The following is a 13,021-nucleotide window of genomic DNA, read 5'->3' as shown; positions in this document are numbered from 1 at the left end:
GTTAGAATCGGGAACTTATAAGATGATGTTCAAAAGCAGAATCGTAAAGATACATTAAAGGGTGGAGAGTATGGCGCGAATTTTATACATAGAAGATGAAAGCGATATTGGCAGCTGGCTGAAAAATGATTTAGGGGAAAGAGGCCATGAGGTGATCTGGCTGCAGTCCGGGGAGGGGATGGAAGGGTATCTTTCTGAAGCGGATATGGCGATTTTGGATGTGATGCTTCCCGGGCTTGACGGGTTTTCGATTGGGAAGCGACTTAAGAAAGTAAAGAATGACATGCCGGTACTTATGCTGTCGGCAAGGACGGCGGTGGAGGATAAGCTGGAGGGCCTGAGCTTTGCGGATGATTACTTGACAAAGCCTTTCCAGCCGGATGAGCTTGCTGCAAGGATTGAAGTATTGTTAAGGCGATTTCAAAAGAACGATCAGGTGCTGGAGCTTCACCACTTGCAGGTACATACAAAGGATATGCGGATCATCGACAGGGAGGCAGACAGTGAAATTCAATTGACTGGCAAGCAATATCAGCTCTTTCAATTCTTCATTCGCCATCTGAATCAGATTCTGACAAAAGAGCAGCTTTATGAAGGTGTTTGGGGCGAACAATACATGGAGGGCGACAAAACCCTGATGGTTCATATCCGCTATCTTCGTGAAAAGCTCGAGAAGAATCCTTCGCGTCCTGAGATCATTGAGACCATTCGCGGAATCGGCTACAGGGTGAAGATATGAAAAGATTTTTTCAATCGCTGCAGGCGAGGTATATGGCAATTATTCTGGTTGCCTTATTTCTGTTTCAGGCTGCTTATTTACTCGTGGCTATGCTGGCTATGGGTCTTCAGGAAGACATTTCAGGGGAACAGAACCAAAATGAAACGGATCCCAAGCAGATTGAAGAAAAATGGCATGCAGATGCAAAAGCACTGAAAAATAGTTCAAGAGAATCCATAAGCAGTCTATTTGCTGAATGGAAAAAGACGTATCCTGATGCTTCGATGTTTTGGGTAGATGAAATGGGAAATCTGATGGAGCAGCGGGATGTGAAGTCGAATCTGCCTGCTCAGTGGACGCCTGCCTATACAGCGAAGTTTATCAAGGAGAGGTATGGCGGAGACCCTTTTACAGTCATTAGCTTTATTGGCGGGGATGAAAAGAACGGTTTTATCGTTCTTGAAATACCGCGGAATTTGTTTCTACCACCGATGGTGAAGGTAGCAGAAAAATACGGAGTCTTCTTAGGAGCGGGTCTGCTTTTAATCATTACCCTGTTTATCATCGTCTCCTTTTTATTTTTCCGGGGCATTCGCAAAAGGCTGCTACATCTCCAGGAGGCAATGGAAAGACGGGATATGGACAGCCTGCCGATCGGTATTGATGTGCAAAAGAATGATGAAATTGGCCAGCTGGAGAAGACCTTTAATGAGATGGTCGGGGAGCTTAAAGAAAGCAAGCGGCGCGAGCAGGAGGAAGAGCAGCTGAGGAGGGAGCTGATTGCTAATCTGTCACATGATCTGCGTACGCCTTTGACGAAAATCAATGCACACACCTACTCAATCGGAAAGGAGGATCTTTCTCCTGAAGGGAAACAGGCTGTCAAAGCACTGGAAACCTCCATCGTCAATATTGATAGACTGATAGAAAATTTAATGAGCTACACGCTTTTAATGGCGAGCAAGCATAAGCAGGAGCTGACCGAGCTGGATGCGGTCCGGTTTGTTCGTGAAAATATGGCGTCCTGGTATCCTGTTTTTGAGAAGGAAGGCTTTGAAGTAAACATCGAGTTAGAGCCGTTTAAGAAGAAATGGCAGGCCGATCCAATGTGGCTGGGCCGTATTTTTGATAACATTCTGCAAAATGTGCTGCGGCATGCGAAGGATGGACTTTACCTTGAAGTGGCGACAGTATCCACCGAAGAGTGTGATGCTATTGTTTTTATCGATCATGGAAAAGGGCTGAAAAACAGTTCCAATGAAAAGGGAGCGGGGATTGGCTTATCCATTGTGGATATGATGGTAAAGGGTATGAAGCTGGAGTGGGATATTGAGTCCGGAGACAGAGGTACAGTGATTAAAATCATTAGAAAACATTAGGAGTATCCTTATCAGGTGCTCCTTTTTTGCTTCAGTTTCCATAAGATAATCATTTGATAGGTGCCAAAAAGAACAGCCAGAGTCACCAGGACAACCCAGCCATAAGTGTAAGGAATAAAGAAATATACGAGTAAGCAGGCAAGCAGGAATAGCGCGTACCCAATGTTAAACAGTTTCTTAAACGTCATAATGTCTACTCCTCTCTGCTGTATTAGACGCATAGCAGAGGGAAAAAGTGTCATTTTTTAAACAAATTTTAAACTTCCCTCCACCTTTGTTTTAACCTTTGCCGGATAAGATGGAAAGTGAGGTGAGAGGAATGGAGTATATCGTAAGAACAGAGAATTTATCAAAGCATTTTGGCCAGGAGAAAGCTGTATCAGGACTGGAAATGAAAATACCCAAAGGGGAGATTTACGGATTTCTGGGACCGAATGGGGCAGGGAAAACGACTACAATCCGGATGCTGTTGGGACTCATGAAGCCTACTTCCGGCAGAATTGAAATCTTTCAGAGTGATTTAAAAAAAGAAAGGTTAAATATATTGAGACGTGTGGGCTCGCTTGTGGAGTCACCATCCTATTATCCGCATTTAACTGCAAAAGAAAATCTGGAAGCCATGAGAAAAATAGTGGGTGTGCCGAAACAGAGAATCAATGAAGTACTGGAAATTGTCCGGCTGTCAGCTGCCGGGGATAAAAAAGTAAAGGGCTTCTCACTGGGGATGAAGCAGAGGCTTGGGATTGCTGCTTCGCTGTTAAATAACCCGGAACTGCTGATTTTGGATGAGCCGACAAACGGTTTGGATCCTTCAGGAATTATTGAGATTCGCAATTTAATTAAAAGCCTGCCATCGGAATGCGGAATGACCGTGCTGATCTCAAGCCATCTATTATCGGAGATTGACCAGATGGCGACAACAGTAGGCATTGTGACAAAAGGGAAAATGATTTTTCAGGATTCTATTGAAGCGATGCGCATGTTTGCACAGCAATCTGTTCTATTAAAGGTCAGCGAGAGCGATAAAGCCTGGCGTGCCCTGCTTGGAAGAGGAATGAAGGCTGGTTTGGATAATGGCATCATTTCGCTGCCCCAGCAGTCGGATGAAAATGTGGCTGAAGCTGTACGCGGACTTGTGGCAGATGGGTTTTCCGTGTATCGGGTGGAAGAAGAGAGACGGTCATTGGAAGACATATTCCTGCAAATGACAAGAGAGGAGCAGGCCGGATGATGGGAAAACTGCTGTCAGCCGAATTTATGAAAATCAAGCGGAAAGGAATCTGGTTCCTGACCGTCCTGGGTCCAATTGGGGTAGTAGCCATGCAGATGGTCAATTACGGGGTGCGCAAGGAGTATTTGTTCCGCCAGAATGATGACCGCTGGGGGTATTATCTGGACAATATCCATTCGTTCACACCGCTGGCGATTGTGCTAGGCATCGTCATCCTGACGTCTTTTATGTCGAGCATTGAAAATGAAACGAATGCCTGGAAACAGCTGATGGCACTGCCAGTTTCAAAAATGAGCGTGTATTTATCAAAATTCACGGTGCTGTCAGTTCTACTTTTGATATCTTCTGTGCTTTTGCTCCTGTTCACGCTTGCTTTTGGAATCTCTCTGGATTTGGGCGGTGAGATTCCGTATGCCGGACTGCTGAAATATAGTTTTTATCCTTTTTTTGCGGCATTGCCTGTTTTGGCGCTGCAGCTTTGGGTAGCGGCCGTGAGTGTAAACCAGGGTGTGCCAATCACTCTGGGCATTCTGGGTGTAATTTTGACCTATGCCGGCTATGCTTTACCGGATTGGCTGATCTGGAAATGGCCGCTGCTGCTGAATGACTGGGAGGAACCTCTCATCAATGTCCTGCTTGGTGCCGGAGCGGGCTTATTATTATACGCAGCAGGGATGATTGATTTTGTGAGAAGGGATGTGAAATAGATGCTTACTATTTTGAAATCGGAATGGTTTAAACTGCGCAAATCAAACATGAGCGGCATCCTTCTAGTAGGGCCGCTGATTGGGATAGGTGCCGGGATTGGAGCAGATACAACTGATGCAGCGGGGATGATGAACGAATGGTATCTGCTTTTGATTTATATGAATCTGCCTTATGCGGTTCTCTTTTTGCCGTTAGTAACAGGAGTCCTGGCAAGCCTTGTCTGCAGGTATGAGCATCAGGCCGGGGGCTGGAAGCAGCTGCTGGCGCTGCCAGTCACAAGGGGGAAAGTGTTTGCGGCTAAATATGTTCTGATCCTTTTATTGGTATTGTTCATCCAGTTATTTTATTTAGCCGCTATAGCAGGAGCAGGATTATACAAAGGCATAGCTGATCCCTTTCCGGCGGCGATTGTCTGGAAGAGCATACTGGGAGGCTGGGTCGCAGCGTTTCCATTAGTCGTGCTGCAGCTGTGGATGTCCGTCTGGTTCAAAAGCTTTGCTGCACCTTTTGCGGTCAACGTCGTTTTTACGCTGCCATCCATTCTGGCGATGAATTCCGAGAAAGTGGGTCCCTATTATCCGTGGGCACAGCCATTTGCCATGATGTACCCAGCGACAGATAATGGTGACATTTTCTTTATTCCATGGGAGCAGCTTTTGACTGTGATTGGGGGATTCTTTTTACTGTTTTATCTGGGCGGCTATTTTTATTTTCAGCGGAAGGTTGTGTAGGCATGATGTTTTTTGGGTGAAAATGTAATTTTTTGAAACCTTTTCTATATATTTCCGTAATGCATAGTGGAATTATTTTTAACTAGAATAGGAGTGTTCAATATGGAACAGGAAGTAAAAACGAGCAGTGCAAAACCGAGTTTGCTAGGGATGATATGGAGTCCAGGGGAGCAGTTTGACCGGATCCGCCAGAATCCGAGGATTTGGGTGCCGCTCATTTTGGTGAGTATTATTTATTCGATCGGCATGTTTCTAATGGCAATGTCGATGGATGCTTCTTATCTGGGCCTCGAAGGGATGAGTGACGCGGAAGCCGAAATGGTGATGATGTTTGCCAGAGGCGGAGTTGCTATTACAGGTATTTTCACTCCGGTATTTGTGGCGCTGATTTCAAGTGCTATCTATATGATTTTCACGAAGATTGCTGGATCTGATGCGACGTTCAAACAGCTATTTTCTATGAATGTCCATATTATTGTGATTGGCGGTTTTGGTCTTATCCTTAACATGGCACTGAGAGCCGCGATCGGCGGAAATCCGGAAATTTTTATTACCAGCTTAGCAGGTTTAATGAATAGTGAGAAGCCGGGAATCTTAGGTTCTATTGAATTATTCAGCATTTGGCAGTCAGTTATCACGGCGTTAGGGCTGCAGCGGGTTGCAGGATTATCAAAAGGCTGGGCTTGGGGAATTGCGATTGCGTTCTTCATTATTGGCATTCTGTTCGCGTTACTCAGCAATACCGTCTCAGGAATGACTGGTGTTTAAATGAAAAAGAAAGTTTGGATTGCCATCGGAGTGACGGCTGTGGTTTTGCTGATGGCTGGCGTGAGCATCTACAGACAGGCGTTCGCGAAAGGGCCTGAAGTAAAAACCGCCCATCCGGTGCAGGAGGAAATAACAGAACAGATAATGATTCCCGGAACAGTGAAGCTGGTGAATGAACAGAAGATATATGCTTCTCCCGAAAAAGGCGAAATAAAGGAATTTCTGGTGGATGAAGGGGATTCCGTCAAAAAAGGAGAGATTCTGGCCAGGTTTGATGAACAGGCTTTAGCACTGGAATTGGATAAGGTTAAACTTCAGGCTGAATCAGGTTATTTAAAGATCAATCAGCTGGAAAAACAGGAAGATGAGCTTGGTGATAAGGAAAAAGAACTGCGCAAACAGACTGGAAAAAAAGAAGCTGAAAAACAGATACAGCCTGAAAGGGATCAGTTAAAGCTGGAAAAGCGGTTGGCGAATCTGGAATTAAGCCAGGTGCTACTGCAGAAAAAGGATATTGAAAAACGCCTGGAAGAATTAGAGATTAAGAGCACGATGGATGGAGTGGTGCTCCAGGTGAACAAAGAAACGTCATCCGATCCATCATCAGCAGGGAAGCCAGTCATTTGTATAGGGGATCTGAAAGCGATTGGAGCATCGGGCCTGCTTTCAGAATTCGATTCATTGAAGGTCAGTGAGGGGCAAAAAGTGACCCTCCGTTCCGATGCGATTCCTGACAAGGAATGGAAAGGTGAAGTCAGCGAAGTGGCTGACATGCCTGAAGAGAACCAGGGAATAAACCCTGCGGAAAATAGTGCGCCGCAGTATCGGGTGGAGATTTCAGTGAAGGAGATGCCTCTGAAACCGGGCTTTCAGCTCATAATGGAGATCGAAACGGATAAGAAGAAGGCGCTCACTGTTCCTGCAAACGCAGTAGTAACGGGAGACAGCAGTGTATATGTGTTCGTGGTTAGGGATCAGAAAAGCTATAAACAGGAAGTGGAGACTGGTGTTGCTTCCGGGAATAAAATCGAGATAACAGACGGACTTAAAGAGAAGGATTTGATCATTACGAATCCATCAGATCAGCTGAAAGACGGCGTGGAAGTGGATGCAAAATGATCAATCTCAGTGGCATAACCAAGTCCTATCAGGCGGGAAAAGAAAGCATTGAAGTATTAAAAGGAATTAACCTGAGCATTGAACAGGGCGATTCTGTAGCCATTATGGGGCCATCCGGATCAGGCAAATCAACACTTATGAATATTATTGGATGCCTCGATCTGCCGACAGAAGGAACTTATGAACTGGATGGAGAGAATATATCCCATTACTCGGAAGCAGAGCTGGCCAAGGTCAGAAATCAGTCGATCGGGTTTGTGTTTCAGCAGTTTCATCTGCTTCCGAGGCTGACGGCTATTCAAAATGTTGAGCTGCCGATGATTTATAGCGGCCTTGCCAAAAAGGAACGATTGGAACGGGCGGAAGCAGCGCTGGTTAAAGTGGGCCTGAGCGATCGGATGGAGCATCTGCCGAATGCCTTATCAGGAGGGCAGAAGCAGCGGGTTGCCATCGCCCGGGCGATTGTGAATGAGCCAAAAATCATTTTGGCGGATGAACCGACAGGTGCACTAGATACGAAAACAAGTGCCTCCATTATGGAGCTGTTCAGTGGGCTTAACCATGAAGGATCAACAATTGTAATGGTGACCCATGAACCTGAGATAGCAGAACATGCTCATCACACGATTATGGTGAGGGACGGGCTGATTGTGAACGCTGAACCTTCACGGAGGGGGGCGCCTGTATGAGTTTTTTAGAAAATATCAAAATGGCACTCAGCTCATTGAAGGCGCATAAAATGAGATCGATTTTAACCATGATCGGAATCATTATTGGTGTTGGGGCGGTTATCATTGTAGTTGCCATCGGCCAGGGCGGAGAAGCGATGCTGAAAACGCAGCTGACAGGTCCGGGCAATACAGTGGAATTATTTTATCAGCCTTCTGAGGAGGAAATTCAGGCAAACCCGAACATATTTAATGAGGCTCCTTTTGATGGGGAAGATATCAAAGCACTGGAGCAGATTCCCGAGATTAAACGGGTGGTTGCATCAAGCTCACAGTTCTCACAGGCTTCATATGGAGAACAGACTGCAGAGACTTCAACGACAGGAGTTGGTCCTGCTTATTTTGAGCTGAACAATGTAGACCTCGAAAAAGGACGATCCTTCACGGCTGCCGATTTCCTTGGCGGACGCAGGGTGGGACTTGTCAGCTTTTCCATGCAGGAGGAGCTCTTTGACGGCAAGTCGCCGGTTGGCGAAGTGATCCGGATTGGGAACCAGCCGATTGAGATTATTGGCGTCATGGAAAAGCCGACAGGGCTCTTTTCATTCGGTGTTCTGGAGATCTATGTGCCTACGAAAACATGGCAGACCATATATGGGAAAAGCGACTTTACCCAGGTGACACTTCAGGCAGAATCCGCTGATCAGCTTCAGACGGCTGGAAAGAAGGCTGCGAGCTTACTTAACAAGATGCATAATACAGAAGAATCTTATATGGTCATCAACATGGAAGAAATGGCAGAAGGAATCGGCCAGATTACAAAGGTCATGACGTTAATCATCGGCAGTATCGCCGGCATCTCGCTGTTTGTCGGCGGAATTGGCGTCATGAATATTATGCTCGTCTCTGTAACGGAAAGAACGAGGGAAATCGGCATCCGTAAAGCACTTGGAGCGACCAGGGGACAAATCATGGGACAGTTTTTAATCGAATCTGTCACCCTGACCTTGATTGGCGGAGTGCTGGGAATCCTGCTGGGCTGGGGTTCGGCATCTCTCATTTCATTCTTTGCGGGCTGGCCATCGCTCATTTCGTGGCAGGTCGTCGCTGGAGCCCTATTCTTTTCAATGGCGATCGGCATTATCTTCGGACTGCTTCCGGCTAATAAAGCCTCTAGGCTGAGTCCGATTGAATCTTTGCGGTATGAGTGATTAGTAAAGAGGCTATCTTCGGCTAAGGCTGGGGGTAGTCTTTTGTTTGAGGTGAACAGAATGATTCAATTAAATATTATTTTTGTTTTGTTTATATTAACCTTGCTTGCGCGGTATTGGGTATTTGATGCATTTGAACCCGCTATTTTTGCGGCTGCCTTTTTGTTTCCTGCTGCATCCATTATGATTTTTTTCATTAGTAAGAGACTTGCAGACAGGGAGCGGGCTTATCAGCCGAAATCAAAGGATGATTGGTCATTTTATCACATCCAAAAGTCGTTAATGGTTGAAAAGCCGCTCTTTAAAGGACAAAATCTGAGAGGATACGTAAAACGTTATTTTCCTCAGAGATGGCAGTATGTCTTAGGAGATAGCTTCGGTTTACATTGGTATTTGTCTTTTGAAGTGCTCATTGACCAGGATTTGTATGATGTACGCTGGTATCGTAAAAAGTGGATAAGCCAACAGGATCAATGGAGGATCTATAAGAACGGAATCCAAATAGGAGAAGCTCATACAGTCATCACCTTAAAGAATGCAGCAAAATTAAAGGAAGCTATTGAATACAGACTTCATGACGTTTCTTATATATCCTCTGCGTCATCGGTTATGTCTGCCATTACTTTAACTAGAGAAACAGCCGTGCTTGGCGGATTAAAACGGAGTCATATCATTAGCGGTGTACAGGAAATCAATGTAGAGGATAACAATCCCGACTATCTTGTTGCATTAATCATTCATTCTTTTTATTTTAAAAACTGATTCAATGCGTTTTACCTATAAGCAATCCGGTAATATAGTAAAATAGAACTATTATATGATAAGGGTGTGCTTAGGATGAGCTGTAATGCTTGTATGGTGCAGGATTTGCGCTTTGAGGTAAAGGCAGATGGTGAACAGAATTGCCGAATGTTTTCAAGTGTGGCTGAGTATTTGGAGCGAAAAGGTGTTTTGGTGGAAGCTGAATCAGACCGGTTCGTTCTGAAGGAAGACGGCATGCGGGATTTTCTTGATTTTTGCAGGGACCATATGGAAGCCGAATATGTCAGCTTCAGGGCGGGTGATGAAGTCTGGCGCCCCATTGCGGAGGCTGCTGAGATCCTGGATAGCCAGTGGATTGATGACGTGATTGCCAATGGGCTGGTTACATGTCATGCTCAGCCGATTCTCAATGGAGAGGAAGAAGTGTTCGCCTATGAAATGCTGGCGAGATTTTACCGGGATGATGGGTCGGTTATTTTTCCGGGAGAAATATTTGGTGCAGCCAGAAAGCGCGGGAGGTTGTATGCGCTCGATCGCTTGTGCAGGATGACGGCGGTCAGGTTTGCTTCGTTTATCGATAAAAAGGCGTTTATCAATTTTATTCCTACAAGCATTTACTCGCCAGAGTTCTGCCTGAAATCAACGGTACAGCTTGCGAACCGCTTAGGTGTGAATCCGAATCGGCTCGTATTTGAGGTAGTGGAAACAGATAAAGTGGAGGATATGGAACATTTGAAAAGAATCCTCGCTTATTATAGGGAAAAAGGATTCTGCTATGCACTGGATGATGTGGGCGCCGGGTTCAGCACGGTCGAGTTATTGAGCGAGCTTCAGCCGCATTATATGAAGCTGGATATGAAATATGTTCAGGGCGTGTCAACAGATTTAGAAAAACAGAAAACAGCACATGCTTTTTTGCAGCAGGCATTGAAGATGGGGTCCGTCCCGCTTGCTGAAGGGATTGAAGCCCGGGAAGACTTTGAGTGGCTCCGGGACAGGGGATACCAGCTTTTTCAGGGATATTTGTTTGGAAAACCTGCGCCGATAGCTGAAAAAGGCAGAAAAGTAATATCCTAGTGCTGAATTAGCAGAAATAGTTCAGTTTTTACGAATAAAAGGTGTGCCGAAAAATTTCTGTGCGGATAGCTGAGAAATTTGTACGCAAAAAGAAAAATTCTGTGCGGATAGACGTATTTTCTGTGGGGATAAAAAAATTTATGTGCGCTCAGCATTTTTTAAAGGAAATATGGCTTAAATCAACGAACATACATAGGATGAAAACAGCTGAATAGGGGCAAAAAAATGGAGCTTAAAACAGAGAGGCTAACAATCCGTAAGTTTAAATCAGAAGACTGGCAGGCAGTTTATGAGTATACATCAAACCCGGAAGTGATGAGATATATTCCGGAAGGTGTATTTACAGAAGAAACTGCAAAAGAGTTTATCCGCAAGAATATAGAGAAAGCTGACCATTTCCCTGTTTTTATAGATGGGGATATTCTGATCGGTCATGTAGGGTTTCATAAGTATTTCGGTAATCATACATATGAAATTGGCTGGGTATTTAATCCGAAGTTTTATAATAAAGGCTACGCATCAGAAGCAGCATATGCTGTTCTGAGATATGCCTTCGAAAAGCTTGGCCTGCACAGAATTATCGCAACCTGCCAGCCCGAGAACCCGGCGTCTTACCGTGTGATGGAGAAAATCGGCATGAGGCGGGAAGGCTTTTTCAAAAAGTGCATTCCACATGGGGAAGAGTGGTGGGATGAATATTATTATGCGATTTTGAAGGAAGAATGGAATTCAGGTAAATAAAGGGCCATGTATATCACCATCCTGATTTGAAGAAAATATGTCCAGGAGGTGATATACATGGCTAAAGATGTTCTTTGTGAAGTAAATAACTGCACTTATTGGGAACAGGGAAATAAGTGCGCTGCAGAAGCTATTTATGTTGTCAGCCATAAAGGCAAGCACGCTTCCAACAGCAAAGAAACAGACTGTAAAACGTTTGAGCCGGAAATGTAAGCCTAAAGGGTAACCGATCTGGTTACCTTCCTGCTATTTATTATTGATAATAATTATCAGTTTCATTCAAAAAAATTTACCATGCTGATTCTTTTGTTTTTCGAAGCGGAGTCAGTTTTTTCATGTTCTTAAAGATCTTATAATGGGCAGTGGCTACTTTTTCTTCTACATAATCCAATGAATAATCACCCGATGGATCAGAAAGTTCCCCAATCGCACGTGATAAGTGATCAATGACTGTTCTGTATGCTTCATTCTTCTTATTGTCTTCCTTTGAGTTCATTTCTAGCATAATGTCGTGAGCAAGGCTTTGAATTCTCCGTAAACGAATTTGCTTCGCTGGCATAGTATCGCATCCTCCCCTTTTTTTGCTGAATCAATATATTATATATGGCCTTTCCAAAGAAAAAATAACTGAAATCCGATGTGCGCATATACTGCAGCAATATAGTATAATGAGTGAGTCTTGTTTTTTCTGACAATTTAGTAAAAGGAGGCGTTCAATATGCTAAATAAAAATTTAGTTATTATGGATCAAAATAAGGGGAGAACGCCTAATTAATAACAGCGTTTCCCCAAAAATGTGAAAAGGGGAAATTTATTTTGAATACTGGCAAAGTGAAAATTGAAGAAGTCACAGCAGACAATTGGTATGACTGCTGTTTATTGGAGCTTTCAGAGGAACAAAGAGCTTATATGGAGCCAAATGCTGTTTCCATTGCGCAATCTAAATTTGAAACAGCGCTGAGACCGTATGTGATTTACTTGGAAGATAAAGCTGTCGGCTTTTTAATGTTTAATACATGTTTAGAAGAAATGGATGCATACTGGATTTACCGGATTATGGTTGATAAGGAACACCAAGGCAGGGGAATAGGCAAAAAAGCGACAGAACTGATGATTGCTGAGATGGCGAAATTGCCGAATGCTAAAAAACTTGCAGTAGGCTACCATCCGGAGAATCTTGGGGCACACCATCTTTATGCAAGTTTGGGATTTGCAGATCATGGCCACCGATTTGGGAAGGAAATGGCGGTTGTGAAAGATATAGACTGAGTAACAGAGGGGAGATGCAGAATGAAAGCGGGAATGACCCTGTTTTTCGGAGGGCTGATTTTACTTATGTCCGGCATCTTTCTGTCTGCTTATTGGGCAATCGCCGGCAGTTTCATGGGGATCTTCGGAGGGATGATGGGAAGCTCTTTTTATTTCCTGGCGAAAACAGGGAAGAAGGCAGGTTAAGAGTTATGGAATTTATGATTTTTTTATTTGTTTTCTTTATCTTTCTGGCAATCAGTTCCGTAATGAATGTGTTATTCAAGATGACGGAAAAGAAGCATTGGGGCATGTCGCTGCTGCTGAGCCTGGTGTTAGCTGTCATAACAATTGCCATTTTGGGGATTAAATAGGAAGAAGGAAGTCCGGGGAAGATTCCCGGGCTTTTTATGTGTATAAAAACGTTTGGTAAACACAAACTTTAGGTATCTTACAACGGAAAGGTGATGAAAAATGGATAAAGAATATCAATTTGCAAATTTGTCCGATGGGGATCTGCAGCAGGTGCATAATCTGGAAAAACGCTTAAGTGAGGAAAAGGGAGAAGAAGTCATTCTCATTGCTTATCATGATCAGAAAGAAAATCAAAAGGAATAACAACGATAAAAAAACGCTTAGGAATCTCCTTTCCCAAGCGTC

The 13,021-nt window shown here is 44.2% G+C and carries 19 protein-coding genes; 17 read left to right on the top strand and 2 right to left on the bottom strand.

Translation table 11 applies throughout. From position 1 onward, the window contains the following. Positions 1 to 70 precede the first annotated feature (70 nt). Together CE058_RS00510 and CE058_RS00505 are read left to right on the top strand one after the other, a co-directional pair. Complete coding sequence (locus CE058_RS00510; protein ID WP_163139575.1) at positions 71 to 739, top strand: response regulator transcription factor; 669 nt, start codon at positions 71 to 73, stop codon at positions 737 to 739. After that, positions 736 to 2,097: a sensor histidine kinase gene (locus CE058_RS00505; protein WP_163139573.1), complete on the top strand. Its 1,362-nt coding sequence runs from the start codon at positions 736 to 738 to the stop codon at positions 2,095 to 2,097. The genes CE058_RS00510 and CE058_RS00505 overlap by 4 nt, the downstream gene beginning before the upstream one ends. 11 nt (positions 2,098 to 2,108) lie before the next feature. Here CE058_RS00505 and CE058_RS00500 read toward each other — a convergent pair whose 3' ends face one another. Then, a complete protein-coding gene (locus tag CE058_RS00500; RefSeq protein ID WP_159346303.1) occupies positions 2,109 to 2,285 on the bottom strand; it encodes a hypothetical protein in 177 nt (58 codons plus the stop codon). A 131-nt stretch (positions 2,286 to 2,416) separates the two neighbouring features. On the opposite strand from CE058_RS00500, the gene CE058_RS00495 reads away from it, so the two are divergent. The 11 genes from CE058_RS00495 (at position 2,417) to CE058_RS00445 (ending at position 11,326) form a co-directional block, all read left to right on the top strand. Further along, positions 2,417 to 3,328, top strand: coding sequence for an ABC transporter ATP-binding protein (locus CE058_RS00495; protein ID WP_163139571.1), 912 nt, complete (start codon positions 2,417 to 2,419; stop codon positions 3,326 to 3,328). Then, positions 3,325 to 4,035, top strand: a complete 711-nt coding sequence (locus tag CE058_RS00490) for an ABC transporter permease (RefSeq protein ID WP_163139569.1) — start codon at positions 3,325 to 3,327, stop codon at positions 4,033 to 4,035. Before CE058_RS00495 ends, CE058_RS00490 begins: the two co-directional genes overlap by 4 nt. Next, positions 4,036 to 4,767 (top strand): ABC transporter permease, encoded by a 732-nt coding sequence (locus CE058_RS00485; RefSeq protein WP_163139567.1) that lies wholly within the window; start codon positions 4,036 to 4,038, stop codon positions 4,765 to 4,767. A gap of 102 nt (positions 4,768 to 4,869) precedes the next feature. Beyond that, positions 4,870 to 5,535, top strand: a complete 666-nt coding sequence (gene yknW / locus CE058_RS00480; protein WP_163139565.1) for a YknW family membrane protein — start codon at positions 4,870 to 4,872, stop codon at positions 5,533 to 5,535. Beyond that, on the top strand, positions 5,536 to 6,654 hold the full coding sequence (locus tag CE058_RS00475; RefSeq protein WP_163139563.1) for an efflux RND transporter periplasmic adaptor subunit: 1,119 nt from the start codon (positions 5,536 to 5,538) through the stop codon (positions 6,652 to 6,654). After that, entirely contained in the window at positions 6,651 to 7,343 is a 693-nt protein-coding gene (locus CE058_RS00470; RefSeq protein ID WP_163139561.1) for an ABC transporter ATP-binding protein, read from the top strand. Before CE058_RS00475 ends, CE058_RS00470 begins: the two co-directional genes overlap by 4 nt. Next, on the top strand, positions 7,340 to 8,533 hold the full coding sequence (locus CE058_RS00465) for an ABC transporter permease (protein WP_163139559.1): 1,194 nt from the start codon (positions 7,340 to 7,342) through the stop codon (positions 8,531 to 8,533). The genes CE058_RS00470 and CE058_RS00465 overlap by 4 nt, the downstream gene beginning before the upstream one ends. A 42-nt stretch (positions 8,534 to 8,575) precedes the next feature. Continuing rightward, entirely contained in the window at positions 8,576 to 9,295 is a 720-nt protein-coding gene (locus tag CE058_RS00460; protein WP_163139557.1) for a hypothetical protein, read from the top strand. A gap of 75 nt (positions 9,296 to 9,370) precedes the next feature. After that, positions 9,371 to 10,372 carry an EAL domain-containing protein gene (locus CE058_RS00455; protein ID WP_163139556.1) on the top strand — a complete coding sequence of 334 codons (1,002 nt, stop codon included), beginning with the start codon at positions 9,371 to 9,373 and terminating at the stop codon, positions 10,370 to 10,372. Between the two features lie 225 nt (positions 10,373 to 10,597). Beyond that, entirely contained in the window at positions 10,598 to 11,113 is a 516-nt protein-coding gene (locus tag CE058_RS00450) for a GNAT family N-acetyltransferase (RefSeq protein ID WP_163139554.1), read from the top strand. Positions 11,114 to 11,170: 57 nt separating this feature from the next. Further along, complete coding sequence (locus tag CE058_RS00445; RefSeq protein WP_163139552.1) at positions 11,171 to 11,326, top strand: DUF1540 domain-containing protein; 156 nt, start codon at positions 11,171 to 11,173, stop codon at positions 11,324 to 11,326. 76 nt (positions 11,327 to 11,402) lie between these two features. Here CE058_RS00445 and CE058_RS00440 read toward each other — a convergent pair whose 3' ends face one another. Then, positions 11,403 to 11,672, bottom strand: a complete 270-nt coding sequence (locus tag CE058_RS00440; protein ID WP_163139550.1) for a hypothetical protein — start codon at positions 11,670 to 11,672, stop codon at positions 11,403 to 11,405. 257 nt (positions 11,673 to 11,929) lie between these two features. Here CE058_RS00440 and CE058_RS00435 point away from each other — a divergent pair, with 257 nt between their 5' ends. The 4 genes from CE058_RS00435 (at position 11,930) to CE058_RS24625 (ending at position 12,979) form a co-directional block, all read left to right on the top strand. Then, a complete protein-coding gene (locus CE058_RS00435; protein ID WP_163139548.1) occupies positions 11,930 to 12,382 on the top strand; it encodes a GNAT family N-acetyltransferase in 453 nt (150 codons plus the stop codon). A 21-nt stretch (positions 12,383 to 12,403) separates the two neighbouring features. Beyond that, the gene (locus tag CE058_RS24635; protein ID WP_204260496.1) at positions 12,404 to 12,568 is read left to right on the top strand and encodes a hypothetical protein; all 165 of its coding nucleotides are present in this window, start codon (positions 12,404 to 12,406) and stop codon (positions 12,566 to 12,568) included. A 5-nt stretch (positions 12,569 to 12,573) separates the two neighbouring features. Next, complete coding sequence (locus CE058_RS24630; RefSeq protein ID WP_169799769.1) at positions 12,574 to 12,735, top strand: hypothetical protein; 162 nt, start codon at positions 12,574 to 12,576, stop codon at positions 12,733 to 12,735. A 100-nt stretch (positions 12,736 to 12,835) separates the two neighbouring features. Continuing rightward, on the top strand, positions 12,836 to 12,979 hold the full coding sequence (locus CE058_RS24625; RefSeq protein ID WP_204260495.1) for a hypothetical protein: 144 nt from the start codon (positions 12,836 to 12,838) through the stop codon (positions 12,977 to 12,979). Positions 12,980 to 13,021 lie beyond the last annotated feature (42 nt).

This window comes from Bacillus sp. 22-7, from assembly GCF_010628845.1.
In the GTDB taxonomy this organism is placed as follows: Bacteria; Bacillota; Bacilli; order Bacillales; family Cytobacillaceae; genus Cytobacillus; species Cytobacillus firmus_B.
Note: the sequence above shows the minus strand (reverse complement) of the source record. Positions and strands in the feature narration are given on the sequence as shown.

Excerpts from the sequence above, each read along its gene's own strand:
- CE058_RS00510 (WP_163139575.1), top strand. The coding sequence starts at position 71 with ATGGCGCGAATTTTATACATAGAAGATGAAAGCGATATTGGCAGCTGG.
- CE058_RS00505 (WP_163139573.1), top strand. The coding sequence starts at position 736 with ATGAAAAGATTTTTTCAATCGCTGCAGGCGAGGTATATGGCAATTATT.
- CE058_RS00500 (WP_159346303.1), bottom strand. The coding sequence starts at position 2,285 with ATGACGTTTAAGAAACTGTTTAACATTGGGTACGCGCTATTCCTGCTT.
- CE058_RS00495 (WP_163139571.1), top strand. The coding sequence starts at position 2,417 with ATGGAGTATATCGTAAGAACAGAGAATTTATCAAAGCATTTTGGCCAG.
- CE058_RS00490 (WP_163139569.1), top strand. The coding sequence starts at position 3,325 with ATGATGGGAAAACTGCTGTCAGCCGAATTTATGAAAATCAAGCGGAAA.
- CE058_RS00485 (WP_163139567.1), top strand. The coding sequence starts at position 4,036 with ATGCTTACTATTTTGAAATCGGAATGGTTTAAACTGCGCAAATCAAAC.
- yknW (WP_163139565.1), top strand. The coding sequence starts at position 4,870 with ATGGAACAGGAAGTAAAAACGAGCAGTGCAAAACCGAGTTTGCTAGGG.
- CE058_RS00475 (WP_163139563.1), top strand. The coding sequence starts at position 5,536 with ATGAAAAAGAAAGTTTGGATTGCCATCGGAGTGACGGCTGTGGTTTTG.
- CE058_RS00470 (WP_163139561.1), top strand. The coding sequence starts at position 6,651 with ATGATCAATCTCAGTGGCATAACCAAGTCCTATCAGGCGGGAAAAGAA.
- CE058_RS00465 (WP_163139559.1), top strand. The coding sequence starts at position 7,340 with ATGAGTTTTTTAGAAAATATCAAAATGGCACTCAGCTCATTGAAGGCG.
- CE058_RS00455 (WP_163139556.1), top strand. The coding sequence starts at position 9,371 with ATGAGCTGTAATGCTTGTATGGTGCAGGATTTGCGCTTTGAGGTAAAG.
- CE058_RS00450 (WP_163139554.1), top strand. The coding sequence starts at position 10,598 with ATGGAGCTTAAAACAGAGAGGCTAACAATCCGTAAGTTTAAATCAGAA.
- CE058_RS00445 (WP_163139552.1), top strand. The coding sequence starts at position 11,171 with ATGGCTAAAGATGTTCTTTGTGAAGTAAATAACTGCACTTATTGGGAA.
- CE058_RS00440 (WP_163139550.1), bottom strand. The coding sequence starts at position 11,672 with ATGCCAGCGAAGCAAATTCGTTTACGGAGAATTCAAAGCCTTGCTCAC.
- CE058_RS24635 (WP_204260496.1), top strand. The coding sequence starts at position 12,404 with ATGAAAGCGGGAATGACCCTGTTTTTCGGAGGGCTGATTTTACTTATG.
- CE058_RS24630 (WP_169799769.1), top strand. The coding sequence starts at position 12,574 with ATGGAATTTATGATTTTTTTATTTGTTTTCTTTATCTTTCTGGCAATC.
- CE058_RS24625 (WP_204260495.1), top strand. The coding sequence starts at position 12,836 with ATGGATAAAGAATATCAATTTGCAAATTTGTCCGATGGGGATCTGCAG.